The organism is Pseudomonadota bacterium (genome assembly GCA_041395565.1).
Lineage (GTDB): Bacteria > Pseudomonadota > Gammaproteobacteria > UBA9214 > UBA9214 > UBA9214.
The window spans coordinates 523,207-546,502 of record JAWLAI010000003.1; the positions used below are offsets into that span (position 1 = coordinate 523,207).

Annotated in this window: 21 protein-coding genes and 1 pseudogene; 9 read left to right on the plus strand and 13 right to left on the minus strand. The window is 63.8% G+C overall.

The window, feature by feature from the left end; genetic code table 11:
• Positions 1-146 precede the first annotated feature (146 nt).
• The 4 genes from R3F42_05630 to proC form a co-directional block, all read right to left on the minus strand.
• Entirely contained in the window at positions 147-1,433 is a 1,287-nt protein-coding gene (locus R3F42_05630) for an AmpG family muropeptide MFS transporter (GenBank protein MEZ5541508.1), read from the minus strand.
• 154 nt (positions 1,434-1,587) lie between these two features.
• On the minus strand, positions 1,588-1,896 hold the full coding sequence (locus R3F42_05635) for a DUF167 family protein (protein MEZ5541509.1): 309 nt from the start codon (positions 1,894-1,896) through the stop codon (positions 1,588-1,590).
• Between the two features lie 4 nt (positions 1,897-1,900).
• A complete protein-coding gene (locus R3F42_05640; protein MEZ5541510.1) occupies positions 1,901-2,452 on the minus strand; it encodes a YggT family protein in 552 nt (183 codons plus the stop codon).
• Positions 2,449-3,279 (minus strand): pyrroline-5-carboxylate reductase, encoded by an 831-nt coding sequence (gene proC, locus R3F42_05645; GenBank protein MEZ5541511.1) that lies wholly within the window; start codon positions 3,277-3,279, stop codon positions 2,449-2,451. Before proC ends, R3F42_05640 begins: the two co-directional genes overlap by 4 nt.
• A gap of 328 nt (positions 3,280-3,607) precedes the next feature.
• On the opposite strand from proC, the gene R3F42_05650 reads away from it, so the two are divergent.
• Together R3F42_05650 and R3F42_05655 are read left to right on the plus strand one after the other, a co-directional pair.
• A complete protein-coding gene (locus R3F42_05650; protein ID MEZ5541512.1) occupies positions 3,608-4,645 on the plus strand; it encodes a type IV pilus twitching motility protein PilT in 1,038 nt (345 codons plus the stop codon).
• A gap of 21 nt (positions 4,646-4,666) precedes the next feature.
• A complete protein-coding gene (locus R3F42_05655; protein ID MEZ5541513.1) occupies positions 4,667-5,785 on the plus strand; it encodes a PilT/PilU family type 4a pilus ATPase in 1,119 nt (372 codons plus the stop codon).
• Between the two features lie 110 nt (positions 5,786-5,895).
• On the opposite strand, the gene R3F42_05660 is transcribed toward R3F42_05655, so the two are convergent.
• The 3 genes and pseudogenes from R3F42_05660 to R3F42_05670 all read right to left on the minus strand — a co-directional run bounded on the left by R3F42_05660 (position 5,896) and on the right by R3F42_05670 (position 9,170).
• A complete protein-coding gene (locus R3F42_05660; GenBank protein ID MEZ5541514.1) occupies positions 5,896-6,780 on the minus strand; it encodes a dihydroorotate dehydrogenase electron transfer subunit in 885 nt (294 codons plus the stop codon).
• A gap of 50 nt (positions 6,781-6,830) precedes the next feature.
• Positions 6,831-7,748 carry an SDR family oxidoreductase gene (locus R3F42_05665; protein MEZ5541515.1) on the minus strand — a complete coding sequence of 306 codons (918 nt, stop codon included), beginning with the start codon at positions 7,746-7,748 and terminating at the stop codon, positions 6,831-6,833.
• A 372-nt stretch (positions 7,749-8,120) separates the two neighbouring features.
• Positions 8,121-9,170, minus strand: a pseudogene (locus tag R3F42_05670) (PilT/PilU family type 4a pilus ATPase).
• 78 nt (positions 9,171-9,248) lie between these two features.
• On the opposite strand from R3F42_05670, the gene glnE reads away from it, so the two are divergent.
• Entirely contained in the window at positions 9,249-12,182 is a 2,934-nt protein-coding gene (gene glnE / locus R3F42_05675) for a bifunctional [glutamate--ammonia ligase]-adenylyl-L-tyrosine phosphorylase/[glutamate--ammonia-ligase] adenylyltransferase (GenBank protein ID MEZ5541516.1), read from the plus strand.
• 48 nt (positions 12,183-12,230) lie between these two features.
• A complete protein-coding gene (locus R3F42_05680; protein MEZ5541517.1) occupies positions 12,231-13,151 on the plus strand; it encodes a branched-chain amino acid transaminase in 921 nt (306 codons plus the stop codon).
• A 203-nt stretch (positions 13,152-13,354) separates the two neighbouring features.
• Here R3F42_05680 and msbA read toward each other — a convergent pair whose 3' ends face one another.
• The gene (gene msbA / locus R3F42_05685; protein MEZ5541518.1) at positions 13,355-15,100 is read right to left on the minus strand and encodes a lipid A export permease/ATP-binding protein MsbA; all 1,746 of its coding nucleotides are present in this window, start codon (positions 15,098-15,100) and stop codon (positions 13,355-13,357) included.
• A gap of 162 nt (positions 15,101-15,262) precedes the next feature.
• Between msbA and R3F42_05690 the strand changes: the two genes are divergently transcribed.
• The 5 genes from R3F42_05690 to R3F42_05710 are packed head-to-tail and all read left to right on the plus strand — an operon-like array spanning position 15,263 to position 19,740.
• Positions 15,263-15,487, plus strand: coding sequence for a zinc-finger domain-containing protein (locus R3F42_05690; protein MEZ5541519.1), 225 nt, complete (start codon positions 15,263-15,265; stop codon positions 15,485-15,487).
• 8 nt (positions 15,488-15,495) lie between these two features.
• Positions 15,496-16,470: a mitochondrial fission ELM1 family protein gene (locus R3F42_05695; GenBank protein ID MEZ5541520.1), complete on the plus strand. Its 975-nt coding sequence runs from the start codon at positions 15,496-15,498 to the stop codon at positions 16,468-16,470.
• Positions 16,452-17,573 (plus strand): glycosyltransferase family 4 protein, encoded by a 1,122-nt coding sequence (locus R3F42_05700; GenBank protein ID MEZ5541521.1) that lies wholly within the window; start codon positions 16,452-16,454, stop codon positions 17,571-17,573. Before R3F42_05695 ends, R3F42_05700 begins: the two co-directional genes overlap by 19 nt.
• Positions 17,573-18,670: a glycosyltransferase gene (locus tag R3F42_05705; protein ID MEZ5541522.1), complete on the plus strand. Its 1,098-nt coding sequence runs from the start codon at positions 17,573-17,575 to the stop codon at positions 18,668-18,670. Before R3F42_05700 ends, R3F42_05705 begins: the two co-directional genes overlap by 1 nt.
• Positions 18,667-19,740 (plus strand): glycosyltransferase, encoded by a 1,074-nt coding sequence (locus R3F42_05710; protein ID MEZ5541523.1) that lies wholly within the window; start codon positions 18,667-18,669, stop codon positions 19,738-19,740. The genes R3F42_05705 and R3F42_05710 overlap by 4 nt, the downstream gene beginning before the upstream one ends.
• A gap of 12 nt (positions 19,741-19,752) precedes the next feature.
• Here the strand turns inward: R3F42_05710 and R3F42_05715 are convergent, their stop codons facing one another.
• The 5 genes from R3F42_05715 to R3F42_05735 all read right to left on the minus strand — a co-directional run bounded on the left by R3F42_05715 (position 19,753) and on the right by R3F42_05735 (position 23,295).
• Positions 19,753-20,079: a hypothetical protein gene (locus tag R3F42_05715; protein MEZ5541524.1), complete on the minus strand. Its 327-nt coding sequence runs from the start codon at positions 20,077-20,079 to the stop codon at positions 19,753-19,755.
• 20 nt (positions 20,080-20,099) lie between these two features.
• The gene (locus tag R3F42_05720; protein ID MEZ5541525.1) at positions 20,100-20,675 is read right to left on the minus strand and encodes a glycosyltransferase family 2 protein; all 576 of its coding nucleotides are present in this window, start codon (positions 20,673-20,675) and stop codon (positions 20,100-20,102) included.
• A 61-nt stretch (positions 20,676-20,736) separates the two neighbouring features.
• Positions 20,737-21,516: a cephalosporin hydroxylase family protein gene (locus tag R3F42_05725; protein ID MEZ5541526.1), complete on the minus strand. Its 780-nt coding sequence runs from the start codon at positions 21,514-21,516 to the stop codon at positions 20,737-20,739.
• Entirely contained in the window at positions 21,516-22,163 is a 648-nt protein-coding gene (locus tag R3F42_05730) for a GNAT family N-acetyltransferase (protein MEZ5541527.1), read from the minus strand. The genes R3F42_05725 and R3F42_05730 overlap by 1 nt, the downstream gene beginning before the upstream one ends.
• Positions 22,156-23,295: a DegT/DnrJ/EryC1/StrS family aminotransferase gene (locus tag R3F42_05735; GenBank protein ID MEZ5541528.1), complete on the minus strand. Its 1,140-nt coding sequence runs from the start codon at positions 23,293-23,295 to the stop codon at positions 22,156-22,158. Before R3F42_05735 ends, R3F42_05730 begins: the two co-directional genes overlap by 8 nt.
• Between the last annotated feature and the right edge of the window lies 1 nt (position 23,296).

The window sequence follows — 23,296 nt, forward strand, 5'->3', positions numbered from 1 at the left end:
GGTGGCGGCCAGCGTGGCGCAGTCCGAGTCACTGTAGCAGCCGGACCAAAAGGCGCTTGCCGCGGACGACCGGGATGCTGCCGCACCGCAGCGGGATCGGCGCCGGCTGGCGCACCGTCGGCGCGGCAACGTCGATACGGGGCACGCTATCCGCTGGCGCGATCGTGCCACGGCGCCACCTTGAGCAGCAGTAGCATGCCCGGTATCGCGAGCACCGTGCAGAGCAGGAAAAAATTCGTCCAGCCGACGTGTTCGACGATGATGCCGGTCACCGCATTCGCCAGTGTGCGCGGGGTTGCTGCAAATGCCGTAAACAATGCGAACTGCGTTGCCGCGAACGCCTTGTTCGTCGCACGTGCGATGAAGGCCGTCAGTGCCGCGGTGCCGAGACCGACACCGAGATATTCGAATGCGACGGCGAATCCGAGCATCCACGGGTTGGCGCCGATTTCAGACAGCAGCGCAAACCCGAGGATGCTGATGACCTGCACGACGCCGAACAGCCACAATGCGCGGTTGATCGATAGCTTGACCATGATCAGGCCGCCAAGCAGTCCGCCGACGATTGCCGCTATCAGCGATGCTGCCTTGGCGATCGTGCCGATCTGCGTCAGCGAAAACCCGACATCGATGAAAAACGGTGATTGCAGCGCGGTCGCCATGTTGTCGCCGAGCTTATATAGGAACAGGAATGCCAGCACGAGCGCTGCCGTGCCAATTCCGCGGCGGCCGATGAATTCCCGGAAAGGCTCAATCACCGCCTGCCGAATCGACCGCGGCGCGTCCGGGTCCCGTGCCGGTTCGGAAATGCTCAGGGTCAGCGCGATGCCGACCACCATGAAACCCGCGACGATGAAGAAAACCGAATGCCATGGCAGGTGATCGGCGAGGATCAGGGCCAGCGAGCCGGGAACGAGGCCCGATAGACGGTACGCCTGCACGTGAATTGAATTGCCCAACCCGAGTTCCTGGTCGGGCAGCAACTCGCGCCGGTAAGCATCGAGCACGATGTCCTGACTGGCGCTGAAAAATGCCAGGGTGGCGGCCAGATAGGCGATTGCCCATATCGACAGTTGCGGATCGAGCAAACCAATCGCGGCAATCGATCCGGCGAGCAGCAGTTGGGTGACCAGCATCCAGCCGCGGCGGCGGCCCAGGAACGGCAGCGTGTAGCGGTCCATGACCGGCGCCCACAGGAACTTCCAGGTGTAGGGCATCTGCACCAGCGTGAAAAAGCCGATCTCTGCAAGGCCGATTCCCTCCGTGCGCAGCCAGGCGGGTACCAGCTGTATCAGGATATAGAGGGGCAGGCCGGAGGTAAAACCGGTGAAGACGCAGATCAGCATGCGCCGGTTGAGGACCGCCTCCCGGAACGTGGGGCGTGCGACCGTATCCATGCCGCGACCGTCAGCCGCCATGCTGCGGGTCGTCATCCACGTACCCTGGGGCTGTCAGGCTGGCCAGGGTGCGTGGGCACGTTGTCGGACCGGGAACGGCGTGGCGGAGTGTGCCCCGCTCGCACTCTGGTCTGGCGGGCAGGTGCGGGGATGTTATTATGTAAGACATTGTTTGGTAACGCGTTTCAGTCTACTGGCTGGAATGCGGGGGTGCAAGAAGCAGGCCGTCGGGTATCCGTGCGGGGCGTTCGATACGGACGCGTTTGGCACGCCCGGTCGCGCCGCCGAGCAGGACCACCTGCCGGCGCGCAACGCCGAATTCATGCGCGAGCAAGGTCAGCAGATGCTCGTTGGCCTGGCCCTCGACCGGCGGGGCGGTGATCCGGATCTTGAGGCGCTCGCCGTGGACGCCGCCGATCTGGTCCCGGCTGGCCCGGGGCTGGACATGCAGGTCGAGCAACAGGTCTGTTCCGTCCCACTGGTACCAGGATGCGGGCAAGGGCTCAGTGCAGCAGCGGCATGATCAGCATGCGCACAACCTGTAGCCCGATGATGGCGAACAGTGGCGACAGGTCAATACCGGACAGCGGCGGGATGACGCGCTGGATCGGCTTGAGGATGGGGTTGGTGAGGCTGTACAGCAAGGAGTTGACCGGGGTGTAGGTGCCGGGATTGACCCAGCTCAGGATGACCTGAACGACGATCGAGATCAGAAAGATGTTGATGAGCAGCAGGAACAGCTCGCCGATGGTGACCAGTAGCAGGGTGATGAACGGTACGCTGGCGCCGCGCAATGTGACGACGATGAGGACAGAGATGAACTGCAGCACCAGCATCAGGAAAATCGCCGCTGTATCGAATTTGCCGATGACGGGAATGACCTTGCGCAGGGGCACCAGTAGCGGATTGGTGATGCGTACCAGAAACTGGCTGACCGGGTTGTAGAAATCCGCGCGCACCACGCCGAGCAGGAAGCGCAGCATCACGGCCAGGATGTACAGGCTGATCAGCGTGGTGATCAGGAACTCCAGCGGGTTGGTCAGATAGTCGTTCATGTCCGGTTCCCGAATTCTTCCGCCAGTTCGCGCGCGCGAACGACGGCGGCCTGCATGGCCTTGCCGACGATCTCCTCGAAGCCGTGCTGCTGAAAGACGCTGATTGCGCGTTCGGTGGTACCGCCCGGCGAGGTCACGCGGCGGCGCAGGGCGGCCGCGTCTTCCGGGCTCTCCAGCGCCATTTTAGCAGCCCCGAACGCGGTTTGCAGCGCCAGCAGGCGGGCCGGGTCTTCCGCCAGGCCGAGCCTGCAGCCTCCGGCCTGCAGCGCCTCCATGAGCAGGAAGAAATAGGCCGGGCCGCTGCCGGACAGGGCGGTGACGGCATCCAGTTGCGCCTCGTCGCTGACCCAGAGCGCGATGCCGACCGCGCGCATGATCGATTCGGCGATATTGCGCTGGTCCTCGCTGACGTTGGGATTGGCGTAGAGCGCGGTTGCGCCGCTCTGTACCAGCGCGGGGGTATTCGGCATGGTGCGCACGATGGCGACGCCCGCGCCGAGCCAGTCACGCAGCGACCGTTCGCGTACGCCGGCAGCGATGGATATCACCAGCGGGCCACCCTGCGCGACGGTCGTGGCCAGCTCGATGGCGACGCTCTGCATGACCTGCGGCTTGACTGCGAGGACGACGACATGCGCACCTGTCGCGGCCGCCCGGTTGTCCATGGTCGTGGCGATGCCGAAGCGGGATGCCAGTCGCTGTTGTTGCTGCGGATCGTGATCGCTGGCCCGGATGGTGGCCGGATTCCAGCCATCGGCGATCAGTCCGCCGATGAGACTGCTGGCCATGTTGCCGCCGCCGATGAAGGTCAGGTTGGTGTCGGTCATGGTGCTCGACAATACAGGATGCACGCTGGCAACGACAAGCTTGCATGGCGCGCGCGCGGTCGTTCCACGGGCGCCGGGCGTTCGCGTGCAGGGCTGTAATTATTCAATGCTTTCATTGCGTTAACGGGGGTCGCCGGCTGTCTTGAGAATTCGCTTCAATGCGGCATACTCTAGGCAACGGGCGCTGTCGCAGCTGGCGAGTTGCCGGCGGATGCGTCGGCCGGGCATGGTGCCCCAACGGGTCGTGTGCGCCGCTCGGCGCATGTTCAAGTATCCCCTGCTGACGTCGATAACGTTTTTCGGAAATTGATCTATCAAGGGAACGCGCATGGATATTGCCGAGCTACTTACCTTCAGTGTCAACAACGGTGCATCCGACCTGCATCTCTCTGCCGGCATGCCGCCGATGATCCGTGTCGACGGCGACATGCGCAAGATCAACGTGCCCGTGCTGGATCACAAGACGGTACACGGACTTGTCTATGACATCATGAACGACAAGCAGCGCAAGGATTACGAGGAGTTTCTCGAGACCGACTTTTCCTTCGAGATCCCCAATCTGGCGCGCTTCCGTGTCAATGCATTCAATCAGAATCGCGGCGCCGGCGCGGTGTTCCGTACCATTCCCTCCGAGATTCTCAGCCTCGAGGACCTGGGTACGCCCGGGATCTTCAAGGACATCTCGGACACGCCGCGCGGTCTGGTGCTGGTGACCGGGCCGACCGGTTCGGGCAAGTCCACCACGCTGGCCGCGATGATCGATTACATCAACAAGAAGGCCTACCACCACATCCTCACCATCGAGGATCCGATCGAGTTCGTGCACGAGAGCAAGAAATGCCTCATCAACCAGCGCGAGGTGCACCGCGACACGAAGGGGTTCAACGAGGCCCTGCGTTCGGCGCTGCGTGAGGACCCGGACATCATCCTGGTCGGCGAAATGCGTGACCTGGAAACCATCCGGCTGGCGCTTACCGCGGCCGAGACCGGTCACCTGGTGTTCGGAACCCTGCATACCACGTCCGCGGCCAAGACCATCGACCGTGTGATCGACGTGTTCCCGGCCGCCGAGAAGACCATGGTGCGCTCCATGCTGTCGGAGTCGCTGCGTGCGGTCATTTCGCAGACCCTGCTGAAGAAGATCGGCGGCGGGCGTATCGCGGCCTGGGAGATCATGATCGGCACGCCGGCCATCCGCAACCTGATCCGCGAGGACAAGGTGGCGCAGATGTACTCGGCGATCCAGACCGGTCATGCGGTCGGCATGACCACGCTCGACCAGTACCTGACCGATATCCTGACCAAGGGGCTGATCACCAAGCAGGATGCCCGCGCGAAGGCGGCCATCAAGGAAAACTTCCGCTAGTTCGCGGGTAAGGGTGCTGATATGGATCTGTTGCCGCTGTTGAAGTTGATGAAGGAAAAGCAGGCTTCCGACCTGTTCCTGACGGCCGGCCTGCCGCCGACGGTCAAGCTGAACGGCAAGACGGTGCCGATCGGGAGTGAGGCGCTGACCCCGGAGACGGCGATGCGCATGGTGACCAACATGATGACGCCGGCGCAGCGCGACGAGTTCGAGGCCACGCACGAGTGTAACTTCGCCATCTCCGAACCAGACGTCGGGCGCTTTCGTGCCAGTGCGTTCATCCAGCGTAACCACGCCGGGGCGGTGTTGCGTCGCATCGAGACCTATATCCCCTCCATCGAGGAGCTGCAGCTGCCGCCGATCCTGAAGAATCTCGCCATGACCAAGCGCGGTCTGATCGTGTTTATCGGCGCCACCGGTACCGGTAAATCCACATCGCTGGCTTCCATGCTGGACTACCGCAACAAGAACGGCACCGGGCATATCATCACCATCGAGGACCCGATCGAGTTCGTGCACAAGCACCAGGGTTGCATCATCACCCAGCGCGAGGTCGGCATCGATACCGAGTCATACGAGACGGCCCTGAAGAACACACTGCGCCAGGCGCCGGATGTCATCCTGATCGGCGAGATCCGCGACCGCGAAACCATGAATCATGCCATCGCGTTCGCCGAGACCGGCCACCTCTGCCTGGCGACCCTGCATGCCAATAACGCGAACCAGGCGATGGACCGTATCATCAACTTCTTCCCCGAGGATCGTCGCCCGCAGCTGTTCATGGACTTGTCCATGAACCTGAAGGCGTTCCTCGCCCAGCAGCTGATCCCGCGCAAGGACGGCAACGGCCGGGTCGTGTGCGTGGAAATCCTGCTCGGCACGCCCCTGGCGCAGGATCTTATCCGCAAGGGTGAGATCCACAAGCTCAAGGAACTGATGAAGCAATCCGGTCAGCAGGGCATGGTGACCTTCGACCAGGCGCTGTTCAACCTCTATAAGGCGGGAGAGATCAGCTACGACGACGCACTGCACTACGCCGACTCCGCCAACGAGGTGCGCCTCATGGTCAAGCTGGAAGAGGGCGACGTGGAGAAGTACTCCGTGGCCATGGACAACGTGTTCCTGCAGGAGAAGGACTGACGGCGAACAGCGTCTGTCCACGATCGAAAACGGGCGCCTGGCGCCCGTTTTTTTGGCCATCTGTGCGCGGAAGCGGCCCGCTCCCACGGGTGTATCTTACAAATTGCGCGTTATCCCCACTGCACCGCGCGGGCGTCGAATACCGGCCCATCGACGCACACGCGCTTCATGGCGGGGCCGGCGGGGGTCACGAGTTCCACGGCACAGCCGGCGCAACCGCCCACGGCGCAGGCCATGTATTCCTCCAGCGAGACCTGGCAGGGCAGCTCGAACTCGCTTGCCAGCCGGGCCGTCGCTGCCAGCATCGGATGCGGGCCGCAGGCGCAGATGCCGACCTCGGCACGGGCCGCCGCATCCAGGCCCTGCAGCCAGATGCGTGCCAGGTCGGTGATGTAGCCGGCGTAACAGCCGGCGTAGTCCTGCCGGCTGGCGAGACGGCTGGGGACGCCCCAGTCATCCAGCAGCGGCATGGCGGCGATGACGCCGTCCGGCATGGCGGGGATCATGATGCGCGAAGGCTGGGCGCGGAACGGGAACGGGACCTCGGATCCCATCAGCACCAGTGGCCGCCAGTGCCGATCGCTGCGCAGGCGGTCAGCAAGAAAAATCATCGGCGGGATGCCCACGCCGCCGCCCAGCAGGAGGATCCGCGGGCGCGTGCGCTCTGGGGTGAACGGCATACCGATGGGGCCGATCATGCTGAGCGTCTCCCCCGTGCGACGCTTGGCCAGGGCGCGCGTACCGTTACCGACAGTCTTGTACAGAAATTCCACCCAGCCGCCGGCGGCATCGACGCGCATGATGGACAGCGGCCGGCGCATGGGCAGGGCGGGATCGCACTGGATATGGGCAAACTGGCCTGGCTGCGCACTGGCAGCGCAGCGGGGCGCCGCGACCCGGAGCAGGTGCTGTTCGCCGGGATGCGCCGCGTGCGTGAGTATGCGGGCGTCCTCGACGAAGAGGGTGCCGCGGTGTGCTTTGCCGGTAGCGTGCATGGCGGCGATTATAGCCGCAAACCCGGCCGCCTACAGTCCCGGCGGCCGCTTTATCCGTGCTCGAGCAGGTTGCGCAGGCCGGTATCGAAATCCACGCGCGGCGCCCAGTCGAGCAATTCCCGGGCCCGGCTGATATCGGCGCAGGAATGCCGGATGTCGCCTTCGCGAGCCGCGCGGTAGACCGGTTCGAACGGCTGTCCCTGGATGCGGCACACGCTGTGCAGCAGTTCGTTGATGGTGATCGTGGTGCCGGTCGCGATATTGATGGCCTGCCCGGCGGCGTCCGGCGCCTGCGCGGCGCGCAGGTTGGCCTCGACCACGTCGGCGACGTAGACGAAGTCCCGGGTCTGCTCCCCGTCGCCGTAGATGACCGGTTGCGCACCCTGGCGGACGCGGTTCGCGAAGATCGAGATGACACCGGAATACGGCGATGTCGGGTCCTGGCGCGGCCCGAAGACGTTGAAATAACGCAACGCCACCGTCTCCAGTCCATACAGCCTGTAATAGACCTGGCAGGCGTGTTCCGATGCCAGCTTGTCGACCGCGTAGGGCGAGAGCGGCCGCACCGGCATCGCCTCGGTCTTGGGCAGTTCCGGCAGGTCACCGTAGACGGCGGCCGAACAGGCGAACACGACGCGCTGTACCCCGCACTGACGGGCGGCCTCCAGGACGTTCAGTGTGCCCCGGTAATTGGTGAGCTCGCTGCCCAGCGGGTCGCCGACGGTCTCGGGTACCGAGGCAATCGCGGCCTGGTGGAATACGACACCGATACCGTCCATCCACTCGCGCACCGTGCGGTAATCGCCAACATCACCCTCGATGACCGATACCGCGTCCGAAACCGGGATGTTGTCGCGCTTGCCGGTGGAGAAATTATCGAGAATACGGACCTGGTGTCCGTCGTTGAGCAGGTGTTCCGCAATGTGCGAGCCGATGAAGCCGGCGCCTCCCGTTACCAGATATTTCATAGTCACAAACCGGCTGCGATTGAGTACCGATATAGTGATTGCTTGCCGGGATGCAGGTCAAGGGTCGCGCTGGGAATATGCGACACATGGCATGGAACGCCGTGCGGCGCGCGGCAAGATCCCGTATGCTGCCAGGGCACTCACGCGCGCGCGGCCGGGTTGCCGTGCATGCCTGCACCGGCCTGTTCCAGTTTGCGGCGCAGCGACTCCGGCCGGTCCGCGTCCGCCAGTGCCTGTTCCAGGGACAGCTTGCCCGTTTCCACGAGGCTTGCACAGGGCCGTGTCGAATTCGTTGAGTTCCTCGTGCGCTTCGTCGTGTTCGATCAGGCTGAGACCGGCCGGCCTGCGCTGTTCCGCGCTGTCGCCCGTGCCCAGGCTGAGCCGCAGGCGCAGGTTGTTCGGGGAGTCTGCGTTCTTCAGGGCTTCGTCGACGGATATCGCGCCGTTCTCGACCAGGCGGAATAATGCCCCGTCAAAGGTCTGCATGCCGGCATTCTCCGATTTCTCCATGATTTCCTTGATTTCGTGAACATCCCCACGCCGGATCATGTCCTGCACCAGCGGGGTGCCGAGCAGGATCTCCACCGCGGCCGCACGGCCGCCGGCGACCGTCCTGACCAGCCGTTGCGAGACGAAGGCGCGCAGGTTCAGCGACAGGTCGAGCAGCAGCTGGTTGCGCCTGTCCTCGGGAAAGAAGTTGACGATGCGGTCGAGCGCCTGGTCGGCATTGTTGGCGTGCAGCGTGGAAATGGCCAGATGCCCGGTTTCGGCAAATGCCAGTGCATGCTCCATGGTCTCGCGGTCGCGGATCTCGCCGATCAGGATGACATCCGGTGCCTGGCGCAGCGTGTTCTTCAGTGCATCCTCGTAGCTTTCCGTGTCCACGCCGACCTCGCGCTGGTTGACGATGGAGCGCTTGTGCGGGTGCACGAACTCGATCGGGTCCTCGATGGTGATGATATGTCCGGCGCTGTTACGGTTGCGGTAGTCGATCAGCGAGGCCAGCGAGGTCGACTTGCCCGAGCCCGTGGCGCCGACGAACAGCACGAGGCCGCGCTTTTCCATGATGACACGGGTCAGGACCTCGGGCAGGCCGAGTTGCTGCCAATCCGGAATGGCGGTCTTGATGTTGCGTACCACCATGGAAACGGTATTGCGCTGGCGGAAGATATTGACGCGGAACCTGCCGATACCCGGTTCGGATATGGCGAGGTTCATCTCGGGGCGCCCGCTGAATGCCGCGCGCTGCTCCGCGTCCATCACCGACCAGGCGACGGCCTGTATCTGTTCCGATGTCAGCGGCTGTTCCTCGAGCGGCGTCAGCGTGCCGTTGATCTTGGCGCTGGGCGGCGCGCCGCTGCTGAGATACAGGTCGGAAGCGTCCTGCTCCACCATCTTGCCCAGATAGGTCTTGAATTCCATTTCTTTCACCCCGGCTTGTATATAATCGTCCCGAATCGGTGAAGTCGGCGGTCAGCGCGGCAATCTTGAATGGCGGGTATGACGGGCAGGAAGAGCAAGGCGGCAACTTCGGCAGGGTCGGCGGCCGCCGGGCTGCCCGCTGCGCTGCGCGAACCGGTGGCATCGGCCTGGGAAGCCTTCGTCCAGGCCATGGCGGGTCTTGGCCGCGAGCCGCCCGCGCAGCCGGAATTCGTCGCCGCCCTGCAGCGGGTATGGGCGTGCAGCGATTTCGTGGCGCAGACCTGTGTGCGCGAGCCGGAAGTCCTGTGCCGCTTGCTGGATGACGGCTGTCTGCTGGGGGATTACGCACCCGGCGAGGTGGCGGACAAGCTGGAACTGGCGCTGCGGGGCGTTGGCACCGAGGCGGAGCTGTCACGCAGACTGCGGGAATTCCGCCGGCAGGAAATGCTGCGGATCGCCTGGCGCGACCTGGCCGGCTGGGCGCCGCTCGACGAGGTGTTGTACGACCTCTCCGCACTGGCCGACGCCTGCATCGGCAGCAGTCTCGACCGGATTTCCGGTTGGGCGGTAGCACAGGCCGGCGCCGCGCCGAAACAGCTCCGGCCTGCGCTGGTGGTGCTCGGCATGGGCAAGCTCGGGGCGCACGAGCTGAATTTTTCCTCCGACATTGATCTGATCTTCGCCTATCCGGATGCGAACGCGGCCTGGCATGACCGGCATCTCAGCGCGGATGAATTCTATCTCCGCATTGCGCGGCAACTGGTCCAGGTGCTGGATGCGCAAACGGCGCAGGGATTCGTGTTCCGTGTCGACATGCGGCTGCGTCCCTATGGTGACAGCGGGTCGCTGGTCGCGAGTTTCGACGCGATGGCGGACTACTACCAGCTGCAGGGCCGCGAGTGGGAGCGCTACGCCATGATCAAGGCCCGGCCGGTGGCCGGGCCGGCACCGGCGGCTGCCCGCCTGATGGCGCTGCTGCATCCCTTCGTCTACCGCCGTTATCTGGACTTCGGCGCCTTCGAGTCATTGCGCAGCCTCAAGGAACAGATCATCCGCGAGGTTGAACGCAGGGGCATGCAGGACAACATCAAGCTCGGACCGGGCGGCATCCGCGAGATCGAGTTCATCGCCCAGGCGTTCCAGCTGGTGCGCGGCGGGCGCGAACCCGTGCTGCAGCAGCGCGGTGTGCTGGCGATTCTCGCTGCGCTCGTCGAACTCGGCTATCTGCCGGAAACCGCTGCCGCGCAGCTGACCGCGGCCTACGTCTTTCTGCGCCGTACCGAGAACCGCCTGCAGGCATGGGAGGACCGCCAGGTGCATACCCTGCCGGAGGATGAGCCGGGGCGGGCCAGGCTGGCCTTCGCCATGGGCTACCCTGACTGGGAGCGTTTCGCCCGGGAACTGGCACGGCACCGCGGCCTGGTAGCGCAGCATTTCGAACAGGTGTTCGCCGCACCGCGCGATCGCGTCGATGCGCAGGAGCGCGACCGGACGCGTGGCATGGACGATGTGTGGCGGGGCACGACCGGCGCTGCCCGGGCGGTCACGCTGCTGGAAAATGCCGGTTATCAGGAGGGCGAGGAGGTGTTGCGGTGGTTGGCCCAGTTTCGCCAGGGGCCGGTTTCGCGCTTCCTCGGCGAGCAGGGCAAGCGCCGCCTGGATGAACTGATGCCGCAGGTGCTGCATGCCGCCGCCGGCAGCGCGCATGCAACGGAGGTGCTCAAGCGCATGGGGGCGCTGCTGGAGGCGATTGCCGGCCGCACCACCTACCTGTCGCTGCTGGTCGAGCATCCGGCCGCGCTCGGCCTGCTGGCCCGGCTCTGTGCCGCCAGCAGCTGGATCGCGAATCAGCTCGCCCTGCATCCGATCCTGCTCGATGAACTGCTCGATCCGCGGGCGCTGTTCGAACCGCTCGACCGGGATGGCCTGCGGCAGTCGCTCCAGGCGCGCATGGCAGGTATCCCGCCGGGTGACCTCGAGCAGCAGATGGACCAGTTGCGGCAGTACCGGCAGGCGGCCGCATTGCACGTGGCGGCAACCGACATCGTCGCCGGGCTGCCTGTCACACGCGTGGCGGATCACCTGACCGATATCGCCGAGGTGGTGCTCGAGACGGTCCTGCGGCTGGCCTGGGCGCACCAGGTGGCGCGCCATGGGCCGCCTGCCTACCTGCGCCATGGCCAGGTGTGCGAGGCGGGCTTTGCCATCGTCGGATACGGCAAACTGGGAGGATACGAACTGGGGTACGGTTCGGACCTGGATATCGTCTTCCTGCACGACAGTACCGGAAACGAACAGCACACCGCAGGTCCCCGGGTGATCGACAACGTCGAGTTCTTTACCCGGCTCAGCCAGCGCATCATCCATATCCTCAATACCTTTACCGCGGCCGGGGTACTGTACGAGGTCGACATGCGGCTGCGGCCGAACGGCAATTCCGGCCTGCTGGTCAGCAGTGTGGATGCCTTCGAGGAATACCAGCGGGCCAGTGCCTGGACCTGGGAGAACCAGGCGCTGATCCGGGCACGGGTCGTGGTCGGCAACGCGGCGATCAGCCGCCGCTTCGGGCAGATCCGGCGCGAGGTCCTGACCCGCCCCAGGGACGTCCGGCAGCTGCAGACCGAGGTGGCCGACATGCGCCGGCGCATGCGCACGGAGCTGGACCAGGGCACCTCCGAACGCTTCGACCTCAAGCACGGGGCCGGCGGTATCGTTGACATCGAATTTATGGTTCAATTTATGGTCCTGCGCTGGTCTGGCGAACACGAGCGTCTGTTGCACCCGACCGCAACGCTGGCCCTGTTGCAGGCCAGCGGCGAGATCGGCGTGCTGCCGGCGCCGGATGCCGAGGCCCTGTCGAACGCCTACCGCGCACTGCGCGAGCGGATCAACCACCGGGTCCTGGCGGGTGCGCCGGCCCTGATCGGCCAGGACGAGCTGCTGGCCGAGCGCGCGGCGGTGTGCCGGGTCTGGCAGCAGGTGATGGGCGAGGCGTGTATCAATCCGGGGTGAGCGCCGCTGTTGCAGACGTCGCGACCCCAGTGCTGGAGAGAGTTTTGTATGTCAATGTCTGACCGCGACGGCGTCATCTGGATGGACGGGCAGCTGGTGCCCTGGCGTGAGGCGCAGGTGCATGTGCTGACCCACACCCTGCACTATGGCATGGGCGTGTTCGAGGGCGTGCGTGCCTACCGTGCCGAGCAGGGTACCGCGATCTTCCGTCTGTCTGAGCACCTCAAGCGCCTGTACGGTTCCGCGCACATCATGAAGATGCAGGTCCCCTGGGATCAGCCGACGCTGGCCGGTGCGCATCGCGCCGTGGTGCGCGAGAACGGCCTGGAGTCCGCCTATATCCGGCCCATGTTTTTCTACGGCTCGGAGGGCATGGGCCTGCGCGCAGACAACCTCAAGGTGCATGCGATCGTCGCCGCCTGGGAATGGGGCGCCTACCTCGGTGCCGAGAACATGGAGAAGGGCATCCGCATCAAGACTTCCTCCTACACGCGCCATCATGTCAACATCACCATGTGCAAGGCCAAGGCCAACGGACACTACATCAATTCCATGCTCGCGCTGAACGAGGCGCTCAGCGACGGTTATGACGAGGCCATGCTGCTCGATGTGGACGGCTTCGTGGCCGAAGGCAGTGGCGAGAACATTTTCATCGTGCGCGATGGCGTCATCTACACGCCCGACCTTACCTCGGCGCTGGAAGGCATCACCCGCGACACCATTGCCCGGCTGGCGGCCGACGAAGGCTATGTGCTGCGCGAGAAGCGCATCACGCGCGACGAGGTCTACCTGGCCGACGAAGCCTTCTTCACCGGTACGGCGGCGGAGGTCACGCCGATCCGCGAGGTGGACGGCCGCACCATCGGGCGCGGCGCGCGCGGTCCGGTGACGACGCGGCTGCAGGCCCTGTATTTCGATGTGGTGCACGGCCGTGTCGACAAGTACACCGACTGGTTGACAAAAGTGTAGGCGCGGACCGCGTCCGCGAATGATGCTATCGCCGTAATTCATGCGCCACCGCGCTGCTGCAGGAGCGGATCGAATTCACGCATGATGTTCTGGGGATGCCCTGATTTATTCCCTTTTTGTCTTCCCGGCGAATGCCGGGATCCGGGCAATTTAAACCCATGGCTTCCGGCTTCCGCCGGAATGACGAATAGATCAGACTTTCCCTAGTTCTGGCTGAGCTGCGAGTTGTACAGCCGCCAGTAAGCACCGCCCCCGTCGAGCAGTTCGCCGTGCGTGCCGCATTCGACGATCCGCCCCTGTTCCAGCACCACGATGCGATCGGCATGTTCGATGGTGGACAGCCGGTGCGCGATGATGATCGAGGTGCGACCCTGCATCAGGGTGCGCAGCGCGACCTGCACGTGGCGTTCCGACTCGGTATCCAGCGCGGAGGTGGCCTCGTCCAGGATCAGGATCGGCGCATCCTTGAGCAGTGCGCGTGCGATCGCCAGCCGCTGGCGCTGCCCGCCGGAGAGGCGGGCGCCGTTCTCGCCGATCAACGTGTCCATGCCTTGCGGCAGGGTGCGGATGAATTCCATGGCATGCGCCGCCTCGGCCGCGGCCTCGATCGCCGCACGCGTCGCCCCGCGCATGCTGCCGTAGGCGATGTTGGCGGCGATGGTATCGTTGAACAGCACGATGTCCTGGTTCACCAGCGCAATGGCGGTGCGCAGGTCGGCCAGCTGCACCTCCTGCAGGTCGACGCCGTCCAGCAGGATTTGCCCGGCAGTCGGCTGGTAGAAGCGCGGCACCAGTGCGGCCAGGCTGGTCTTGCCGCTGCCGGACTTGCCGACCAACGCAATCGTCTCGCCGGCGGCGATCTCCAGATTGATGTCTTCCAGGGCGGCGACGTCGCCGCTGTCGTAGCGCAGGCTGACATGGCGCAGGACCAGCTCGCCGCGCGCATGCGCCAGGCGGCGGCTGCCCGTTTCCGGTTCCGGCGGTTCTTCCAGCAGATCGAAGATGGACTGTGATGCGGCCAGGCCGCGCTGCAGCTGTTCGTTGACCTTGGTCAGCCGTTTGAGCGGCGCGAACAGCAGCCCCATGGCACCGAAAAAGGAGATGAAGCTGCCGACGGTGAACTCCTCCGTGTGCGCCTGGGATGAGGCGATGTAGATCATGACCGCGAGCGCGATGACTGCGATCAGCTGCACCGCCGGCACGTTGGCGGCCGAGGTGGCGATGATCTTCAGGTTCATATGCCGCACCCGGTTGGAGAGCGTGCCGAAACGGCTGCTCTCGTAGTGCTGGCCGCCGAACAGCTTGACCACGCGCTGTCCCTTGACCGCTTCCTCGATCACGCCGGTCATCTCGCCCATGGACTGCTGCAGGTGGGTACTGAGCCGGCGCAGTCGGCCGCTGACCAGTTTCACCACGATGCCGATGGCCGGGGCGACGACGAAAAAGATGACCGAGAGCTTCCAGTTGATCCAGGCCATCAGCGCCAGCAGGCCGATGACCGACAGGGTGTCGCGGACCAGGATCAGCAGTGCGTCACTCGCAGCGGCAGCCACCTGGTTCACGTTGAAGGTGATCTTGGAGATCAGCGTGCCGGTCGGGTTGTTGTCGTAGAAGCGGCTCGGGAGGCTCAGCAGCCGCGCGAACAGCTGCGCACGCATGTCGTGGATCACCTTGCCGGAGACCCAGTTGAGCGCGACGGTGCTGGAGTAATTGGCGATGCCGCGCACCAGGAACAGCAGGATCAGCAGCACCGGCATGAGCCGGATGGTGACCGGATCCTTGTGGATGAAGCTGCCGTCGAGCAGCGGCTTCATCAGCGCCGGGATGGCCGGCTCGGTGAGCGCCACCACCACGATACTGGCGATGGCCAGCACGAAGATCTTCCAGTAGGGTATGACATAGCGCAGCAGGCGCAGGTACAGCTCTTTCGTTGTCGCTGGTCGGTTCATCTCGATGTCCGGGGTGCGCGCGCATCCGGGTGGTTGCAGGTGGCGATTATACAGGCCGGTTCCGCCCCCTGCCGGCCGCTCGTGCACGGATGCTTCGGGCCGCGCTATCATGCCATAATCACGGTTTGCGAATGCCCGGATGCCGGGCAGCAGGAGGGCACAGTGCCAAATCCCTACAGCGCCGAGGCGGACGCCGGCGGCAGCGCCCGCGAGCCGAACGCGCAGAACCACTACAACGTGACCCGGGCGGACCTGCCCCTGCACTGTCCGCTGGCCGGTATGAGCCTGTGGAATTCCCACCCGCGCGTCTATCTGCCCATCGAAGCCACCGGCCGGGCCAAGTGCCCCTACTGCGGTGCGGAATACACCCTGGTTGATGCCGGCTAGGTACGGTTTTGGCCGGCCGCGATCCTGAAGCCGGTACGGTCGGCGGGGCGGCCCGCACCCCGAACACCCGCGCCGGGCCGCTGGTGGTATGGCGCTTCACCGACGGCAAGCCTGGTCACGACAGCCAGTCGCAGGGTCTGGTCGAGGCCCTGCGTGCGCAGTGCGTGGTCGAGGAGCACAGCATTCATGTCGCGGATTGCCGGGCCGGCCTGGCGGCCTGCCTGAGCGGTCGCATCACCTTCGGCCAGGACCTGCCCGATCCGGCGCTGCTGATCGGCGCCGGCCATGCCACCCACCTGCCCATGCTCAACGCCCGGCGCGTGCGCGGCGGGCGGGTGGTGGTGCTGATGAAGCCGACCCTGCCGACGGGGTGGTTCGACCTCTGTGTCATCCCCATGCACGACCGGCCGCGGCGCAGGGAGAACATCCTGCTGACGCGCGGTGTCCTGAATCGGGTGCGTCCCGCGGCGCAGCGGGACGGTTGCCGGGGACTGATCCTGGTCGGCGGGCCTTCCGCGCACGTGAGCTGGACCGGGGACGCGGTCGCCGCCCAGATCGCACAGCTGCCGGCGCGCTCCACCGCACTGCAGTGGACGTTGACCACCTCGCGGCGTACCCCCGCCGGCTTCCTGGAACGGCTCGGTGCCGTTCCGGGGCTCACCATCGTGCCCTGCGACCGCACCGGGCCGGACTGGTTGCCGGCGCAGCTGGCGGGCGCGGCGCAGGTGTGGGTCACGCAGGACAGCGTGTCCATGATCTTCGAGGCCCTGACCTCGGGTGCCGCGGTCGGCCTGATCGACGTGCCCTGGCGCAATCCCCGGGACCGGGTGGCGCAGGGCGTCGTGCAGCTGGTGCGGGAGGGACTGGTGACGGCATTCCCTGCCTGGCAGGGCGGCACCGCGCCGCAGCCGCCGGCCGTGCCGTTCGACGAGGCCGCGCGGGTCGCGGCCTGGATCCTGGAACAATGGCCGGACGTCGGCTGACCGTGCTGCAGGTGCTCCCGGCGCTGGAGAGCGGGGGGGTGGAGCGCGGCACGCTGGAAGTGGCGGCCGCGCTGGTCCGGGCCGGCCATCGTTCGCTGGTGGTCTCGGCCGGCGGCCGGCTGGTCGCCGATCTGACCGCGGCCGGTTCCGCGCACGTGGCCATGGCGGTGGGCCGCAAGTCCCTGCGGGTACTGGCCGAGGTACGACCGTTGCGGCGCCTGCTGGACGCGGAAGGCGTGGACATCCTGCACGTACGCTCGCGGCTGCCGGCCTGGATCGCCTGGCTGGCCTGGCGCGGGCTGCCGCCGGCGACGCGGCCGCGTTTCGTCACCACCGTGCACGGCCTCTACTCGGTCAACCGCTACAGCGCGATCATGACCCGCGGCGAGCGGGTGATCGCGGTATCGGATACGGTACGCCGCTATATCCTCGATCACTATCCCGGCGTGGATCCGCAGCGCGTGGTCACGATCTACCGCGGCGTGGACCCGGCGGCGTTCCCATACGGCTTCCGGCCGGCGCCGGACTGGCTGGCTGCCTGGCACGGCCAGTACCCGTCGCTGCAGGGGTGCCGGGTCCTGACCCTGGCCGGGCGGCTGACGCGCTTGAAGGGGCATGCCGATTTCATCGACCTGGTCGCGACCCTGGTGGCGCGGGGGATCGACGTCCACGGCCTGATCGTGGGGCATCTCGACCCGCGCCGGCAGGCCTATGTCGGGGAGCTGCAGCGGCTGGTCAAGGATGCCGGGCTGCAGGACCGCATCATCTTCACCGGTCAGCGCAGCGATATCCGCGAGATCTATGCCGTTTCGGATCTCGTCCTGTCGCTGTCGAACCGGCCGGAGTCCTTCGGCAGGACGGTGCTGGAGCCGCTCTGCCTCGGCGTGCCGGTGCTCGGATACGATCACGGGGGCGTGGGCGAGATCCTCGCCGCGCTCTATCCGGCCGGCCGGGTGGCGCCGGGAGATGGCGCCGCCCTGGCCGCCGCGGCCGCACGGCTGCTCGCCGACCCGCCGCCGGTGCCGCGGGAGTCGCCCTTCACCCTCGGGGCCATGCTGGACACGACGCTGGCGCTGTACCGGGATCTGGCGGGGACGGCCTGATGCGCACCGTGCTGTGGTGGGGCCGGTTCGATCCCGACTATTCCCGCAACCGGATCCTGCGCCGGCTGCTGGGCGAGCTGGGCTGGCAGGTGCAAGACTTCCATCCCCGCTGCAGCGCGCTCGCCGGTCTGCAGGCCGCGCTCGCGCGGATCCCGCGCCCCGACCTGGTGTGGGTTCCCTGTTTCCGCCAGCGTGACCTGGCCGCCGCGAGTCGCTGGGCCCGTAACCGGGGCGTGCCGCTGGTCTTCGATCCGCTGATCTCCGCCTATGACAAGCAGGTGGACGAGCGTGGCAAGATCACGACCGGGAGCGCACGCGCCCGGCGGCTGCTCGCGCGCGAGCGCGCCCTGTTCCAGCGCGCCGACCGGGTGCTGGCCGATACACCCGCGCATGCCAGGTATTTCGCGGATGTGCTCGATACGGACCCGGCGCGGGTGGCGGTGGTGTATGTCGGTGCCGAGGCGGCACTGTTCCGGCCCGCGGCTGCCTCTGCGCCGGAGCAGGGACGTCGGCCGGAAGGGCTGTTTTACGGCAGCTTCATCCCGTTGCAGGGGCCGCAGGTCGTGGTCGAGGCGGCGCGCCTGTACGCGGGAGCGCCGGTCAGCTGGACACTGCTCGGCCAGGGACCGCTGCGTGCCGCCTGCGAGGCAGCCGCGGCTGGGCTAGACCATGTCCGTTTCGAGGACTGGCTGCCCTATACGGAGCTGCCGGCACGCATTCGCCGGGCCGACATCCTGCTCGGCATCTTCGGCACGACGCCCAAGGCCGGGCGCGTCATACCCAACAAGGTGTTCCAGGCGCTGGCCTGCGGCCGGCCCGTCATTACGCGCACCGCGACGGCCTATCCCGAGGCGCTGGCCGCGGCGGGCGAGAGCGGCCTGCTCTGGGTGGCGGCGGGCGATGCGGCCGCGCTGGCCGGGCAGGTGGCGCAGCTGGCGGCCGCACCGGAGCGCCTGCAAGCGCTGGGAGAGGCGGCTGCGGGAAGCAGTGAGGAATACTTTTCCACCGCGATCGTGCGCCGGCAGTTGCGTGCCGCACTGCAGGGGTTAACATCCGCGCACGACGACACGGATATGCCGGCCCGGAGCGCGCCATGAGAATCCTGCATGTATCGCACCAGCAGATGAAGTACCTGGGCGCGCGCAACTACTTCCTGCCGGTGCGTATCAACAACGGCTTCATCCGCAACAATCACGAGGTCTACTGGTTCAGCGACCGTGACATGGCGCGCTACTCGACGGTATTCCGCAGCCGCAAGCTCGGTGTGCGCGGCTGCAACCGGCGTTTCCTCGAGGTATGCCGCAACCTTGAGCCCGATGTCATCGCCCTGTGCTCGGCCGACATCATCCGCCCGGAGACCCTGCGCGAGGCGCGCCGGATACTGCCCAACGCGGCGCTGTTCCAGTACTACATGGACGCCCTCTATATACGGGAGAACTACCGGGATGTGAGGCTCAGGCGCGACGTGGTGGACCGGACCTTCGCGACCACGGCGGGGCCGTATCTGTCCCGCATCGCCGGGACCGGTTCGCCGGCGGCATTCATCCCCAACCCGGTCGACGGCAGCATCGACATCCACCGCTGTCACGAGCGCGCGGACCAGGGCCACGACGTGTTTTTCGCCGGGCACATGCCGGCCTGGCTGGATCCGCAGGACCTGCGCGCACGCGCCACGCGCCTGATCGGGGAGCGGCTTCCCGGTGTGCGCTGCGCGGTGTACGGTCACGACTCGCGCCCGTCCCTGTTCGGCAGCGCATTCATCAGGGCGCTGGGCGACGCGAAGATCGGCCTGAATTTCAGCATGCGCCCGGCTGATGCCGGCAGCGGTCCGGGCGGCGCGCTGTATCTCTATTCCTCGGACCGCATCGGCCTCTTTCTCGGCAACGGGCTGCTGGTGTTTTCCACGCGTGCCTTCAGTCTCGGCGAGCTGTACGGGTCCGATGCGCTGGTCGAGGTAGACGGGGATGACGATTTCATCGACCGGCTGCGCTTCTACGTGGACAACGATGCCGAACGGCAGGCGGTCGCCAGGGCCGGGTACGAGCGCGCGCACCGCGAGTTCAACGAGCGGCTGGTGTCCCAGTACATGATCGAGGCCACGCTCGGACTGCCGTTCTCGCATCCCTACGCCTGGCCGCTGGAAACCCACCTGGCGCAGCAGGACTGAGCGTGCGGCGGTTCAGCCGCCGCCGGTCGCCCGTCTCGTTATGCGCTCCAGCTTGCGGGCGAGCTTGACCGGCAGGTACAGCAGGTAGAACAGCGGATCCGGTCCCGGCCGGCGAAAGGTGCCGAAGCGGATCATGGAGCCGTACCGCAACGCCAGTTTCTTCCAGGTTCCCGCCGCGGGGAAAAATTCCGCGATGGCGTCGTGCTGCGCGACCCTGAATTCATTGCGCAGCTCCAGTCTTTTTTGTGCCGAGTGTTTTTTTGCAGTGACGCGTTCAAGATATTCGGTTTTCGGTGTGGCGTTATCCTGCATCCATGCATGAAAGCATGCACCTTTCATGACTGTAAGCCGGCCGGACTTTAGTATTCTCGTGAGAAAAATAATATCAACGCCGTACGCAGGCAGGTCGTTCTGAAATATCTCCTGAAGAGATCGGTCCTGAAAATGCCATAGACACACCACGCCAGATGCGCCCGCTCGAACAGGAAGGAATGGACCCTGTGATAAGCGTCTTGATGCAAGCCGCCCTGCCAGTCGCCGAATACGCGAACTTGTTCTTCGCGAGTGCCGTAGTCAAAGCATAGTTCGCCTGTTGCAGCTGCGACACTCGTGTCTTCAAGCAGTGCTGGCAATACCGTGCCAACATAGTTTGAATCGATATAGTCATGACTGCCCAGGAACATGATGAAAGGCGTGGCAGTTTTTTCAAGAATGAATCTCCAGTTGCTTCCTGCGCCGATATTTTTCCCGTGGCGGAAGTATTCCATGTTTGGATACTCCCGAAGCAGTGTCTGGCATATTGCGCTGGTGCCGTCGGATGATGCATTGTCCGAGACAATGAGTTTTCCGCACTGCGGTGCTGCGCTGCGAATTGCTATTTCAATGCGTTGTTCTTCGTTATAAACCGGTATTCCGATAGTCAATTGGGTTTTCATTGTATTTTTTAAATACAGATCTCGTGTGACTTCCGGCAGTCTCGCGCGAGACCGATCAGGCTCAGCTGATTCTTTTCAGATATCCATCCGGTGCGGCAGTTATCAGGAGTTTGTTATGGATGGTTCTGTCGATTTCGAATTCGGGATGATGATTCAGAAATTCGTGTACGGCAGTTTTGGGGTTGTTGTCCGGATCCCATGGGCGGTTCGGGAACGTGTCGGCCGGCAGGTCGTTAACCAGTGTGTCGAATACAACGCAGTAGCAGCCCGCCGAAGTCAGTGAACCATATGCTTCAAGTTCTGCCAGCACGTGCTCGTGTGTGTGATTTGAATCCAGGCATACCATGACTTTCTGATAGCCGGCGGCTATCAGCTTGGCGGTCTCAATGGTGTTTTTGTCGATACTTGATCCTTCTATCATCTGGATCCTGTTGAACAGCGGGTGTGCCTCGATGGCATCGCGATTGTGTTTCCGGATATCGATATCTATGCCGAGTACCTTGCGTCCGGATACGCTCGGATTCAGCGTTCTTCCTTCCGTTATCGCGTCGGTCAAGTCCAGTAGGGCCAGCATCGAGGCATTCAGGATGAGCGAGCCGCCATGGGCGATACCCGTTTCGATAATCAGATCGGGCTTGGTTTCCCAGATCAATTCCTGAATTGCTGCCATATCCTGTGGATACTGGATTATCGGGCGCCCAAGCGACTCGAAATTGTACATATATTTATGCTGGAAGGATTTTATTTGCCATTCCCGGGTGAGTGCCTGATACCGAGTGTCGGCGGATTGCTTTTCGATGTTGGCCAGGCATTCGGCTTTGAATTGTTTGTACATGTGTATTAGTCGCGGTTATCTAGTGTATGGTATACGAGTGAGCGCTCTGGCGTGGCATTGTCTGAATTCTCATACCAGCTAACCTCGCCATCTTGTCGTCTGGAGCTGAGTGCAATGCGTTTCGTTTCGACGAAACCGCACTTTTTGTAAAACTCGATGGCCGGGTTGTCGGAAAGGACCCGTACTCCTATCTCCTCGAGCCCGAGTCCATGCCTGGCCCAGTCCAGCAAGGTCAGTAGAGACTGCTTCATGAGCCCGCCCGGGGCAGGTTTCCCTCGAACTACCGCATCGGCTTCCCCGTAACGACGGTCCCAGTCTATATAGGCTAATCCCATATAGCCAATTGTGTCACCAGTACTGTCTTCCACCATGAATAATATTCTTCCACTATCATGGTGTACGGTGTTTGACAGCCACTTTTCCGTTCTATCAGTTGTTGCCGTAAACTCTGTCAGAAATGCCCTGGGGTGGTTGTTTCGCCAGCGCGTCAGTAGCTCGACATCCTCGTGGTTCAGACAGTCAGGACGTGTTGCAACCGGCCTCAGGTATGCTGTGGCGGGATTGGATACGCGAATCACAACCGCCGGCCCGGCGCGGTTGGCGGTTTCCTTGATGATATTAAGAACTTGCTGACCCGTATTAATGTCAGTCATTGCCGTGCTCTTGAAAATAGAGTTGTATCCGGGAGCAGATATACTCGATTGTCGTGTTTTCCATGCAAGAGTGTAATGGCAGCGAAAGGATTTCATTGGCGATTTGTTCGGTTACAGCCAGTTCTCCACGGCGGCAGCTCTTCAGCAGGCTGAACCAGTGGCCGGGCTGCCAGTGAATTCCCGTATCAATGCCATGTTCAAGCAGGTAATCGCGCAGTTTCTGGCGGTGATTCCCGGGTACCCTTATGTAGTATAAAAACGGGGTGATGCCGGTAAAAGTTGATTTCGGTGTAGTTACCTGCCGGATGGGTTCCAGCAGCTTGTTGTAGAGGATGCAGGCGGATCTTCGAGTTTCGGATATCCTGTCCATTTTCGCCAGCTGGGCGAGTCCGATCGCGGCATGCAGGTTTGCCATGTGATAGCGGAATCCAAGCCGATTTACGTCGTAGGTCCAGGCGCGTTGGTTGGTATACATGACTTTTGCAGGCTGCCCCATCCCGATAAGGCGCATTTGATGTAGTAGTTCGACTTCAGAGTCGCTTTTTACAATAAGTGCGCCGCCATCTATACATGTAATCGTTTTTACAGGATCGAAACTGAACATGCAGATGTCGGAAAAAGTACCTACTTTCTTCCCTTCATAGTATGAGCCGAAAGAATGTGCGGCATCATGGATTACACGTAAACCATGGCGCTTTGCAAGCGTGGCGGCCGCATTGTGGTCTGCCATGCAGCAGTCATAATCCATCACGATGACTGCTCTCGTTTTGGGGCTGATCAGTTGCTCGGCTTTCTCCAGATCAATGCAAAGCGTGTCTGGGCGAATATCGCAAAATACCGGTTGTGCTCCTGTTGCCAGTATCGCCTGGAAGTCTGCAATGTTATTAAACGAGGGGGTAATTACTTCGTCACCCGGTTTCAGATCAATCAGCAGCATGGATAAATGTAATGCGGAATGTCCTGTATTTACCGCGACAACATGGCGATCCGTGCATCCGATATACTCCTGCAGCGCTAGTTCAAATTCACCGACGGATGCGCCCATTCCCAGCCATCCTTGCCTGAGAGAAGAAACCGCAGCATCTATCTCATGCTCTTCAAGGAGTGGCTTGAATACCGGTATTTTTTCCATA

Coding starts and splice junctions, on each gene's coding strand:
- R3F42_05630 (MEZ5541508.1), bottom strand. CDS start 1,433: ATGACGACCCGCAGCATGGCGGCTGACGGTCGCGGCATGGATACGGTC.
- R3F42_05640 (MEZ5541510.1), bottom strand. CDS start 2,452: ATGAACGACTATCTGACCAACCCGCTGGAGTTCCTGATCACCACGCTG.
- proC (MEZ5541511.1), bottom strand. CDS start 3,279: ATGACCGACACCAACCTGACCTTCATCGGCGGCGGCAACATGGCCAGC.
- R3F42_05650 (MEZ5541512.1), top strand. CDS start 3,608: ATGGATATTGCCGAGCTACTTACCTTCAGTGTCAACAACGGTGCATCC.
- R3F42_05655 (MEZ5541513.1), top strand. CDS start 4,667: ATGGATCTGTTGCCGCTGTTGAAGTTGATGAAGGAAAAGCAGGCTTCC.
- R3F42_05660 (MEZ5541514.1), bottom strand. CDS start 6,780: ATGCACGCTACCGGCAAAGCACACCGCGGCACCCTCTTCGTCGAGGAC.
- R3F42_05665 (MEZ5541515.1), bottom strand. CDS start 7,748: ATGAAATATCTGGTAACGGGAGGCGCCGGCTTCATCGGCTCGCACATT.
- glnE (MEZ5541516.1), top strand. CDS start 9,249: ATGACGGGCAGGAAGAGCAAGGCGGCAACTTCGGCAGGGTCGGCGGCC.
- R3F42_05680 (MEZ5541517.1), top strand. CDS start 12,231: ATGTCAATGTCTGACCGCGACGGCGTCATCTGGATGGACGGGCAGCTG.
- msbA (MEZ5541518.1), bottom strand. CDS start 15,100: ATGAACCGACCAGCGACAACGAAAGAGCTGTACCTGCGCCTGCTGCGC.
- R3F42_05700 (MEZ5541521.1), top strand. CDS start 16,452: ATGGCCGGACGTCGGCTGACCGTGCTGCAGGTGCTCCCGGCGCTGGAG.
- R3F42_05705 (MEZ5541522.1), top strand. CDS start 17,573: ATGCGCACCGTGCTGTGGTGGGGCCGGTTCGATCCCGACTATTCCCGC.
- R3F42_05710 (MEZ5541523.1), top strand. CDS start 18,667: ATGAGAATCCTGCATGTATCGCACCAGCAGATGAAGTACCTGGGCGCG.
- R3F42_05715 (MEZ5541524.1), bottom strand. CDS start 20,079: ATGAAAGGTGCATGCTTTCATGCATGGATGCAGGATAACGCCACACCG.
- R3F42_05720 (MEZ5541525.1), bottom strand. CDS start 20,675: ATGAAAACCCAATTGACTATCGGAATACCGGTTTATAACGAAGAACAA.
- R3F42_05730 (MEZ5541527.1), bottom strand. CDS start 22,163: ATGACTGACATTAATACGGGTCAGCAAGTTCTTAATATCATCAAGGAA.
- R3F42_05735 (MEZ5541528.1), bottom strand. CDS start 23,295: ATGGAAAAAATACCGGTATTCAAGCCACTCCTTGAAGAGCATGAGATA.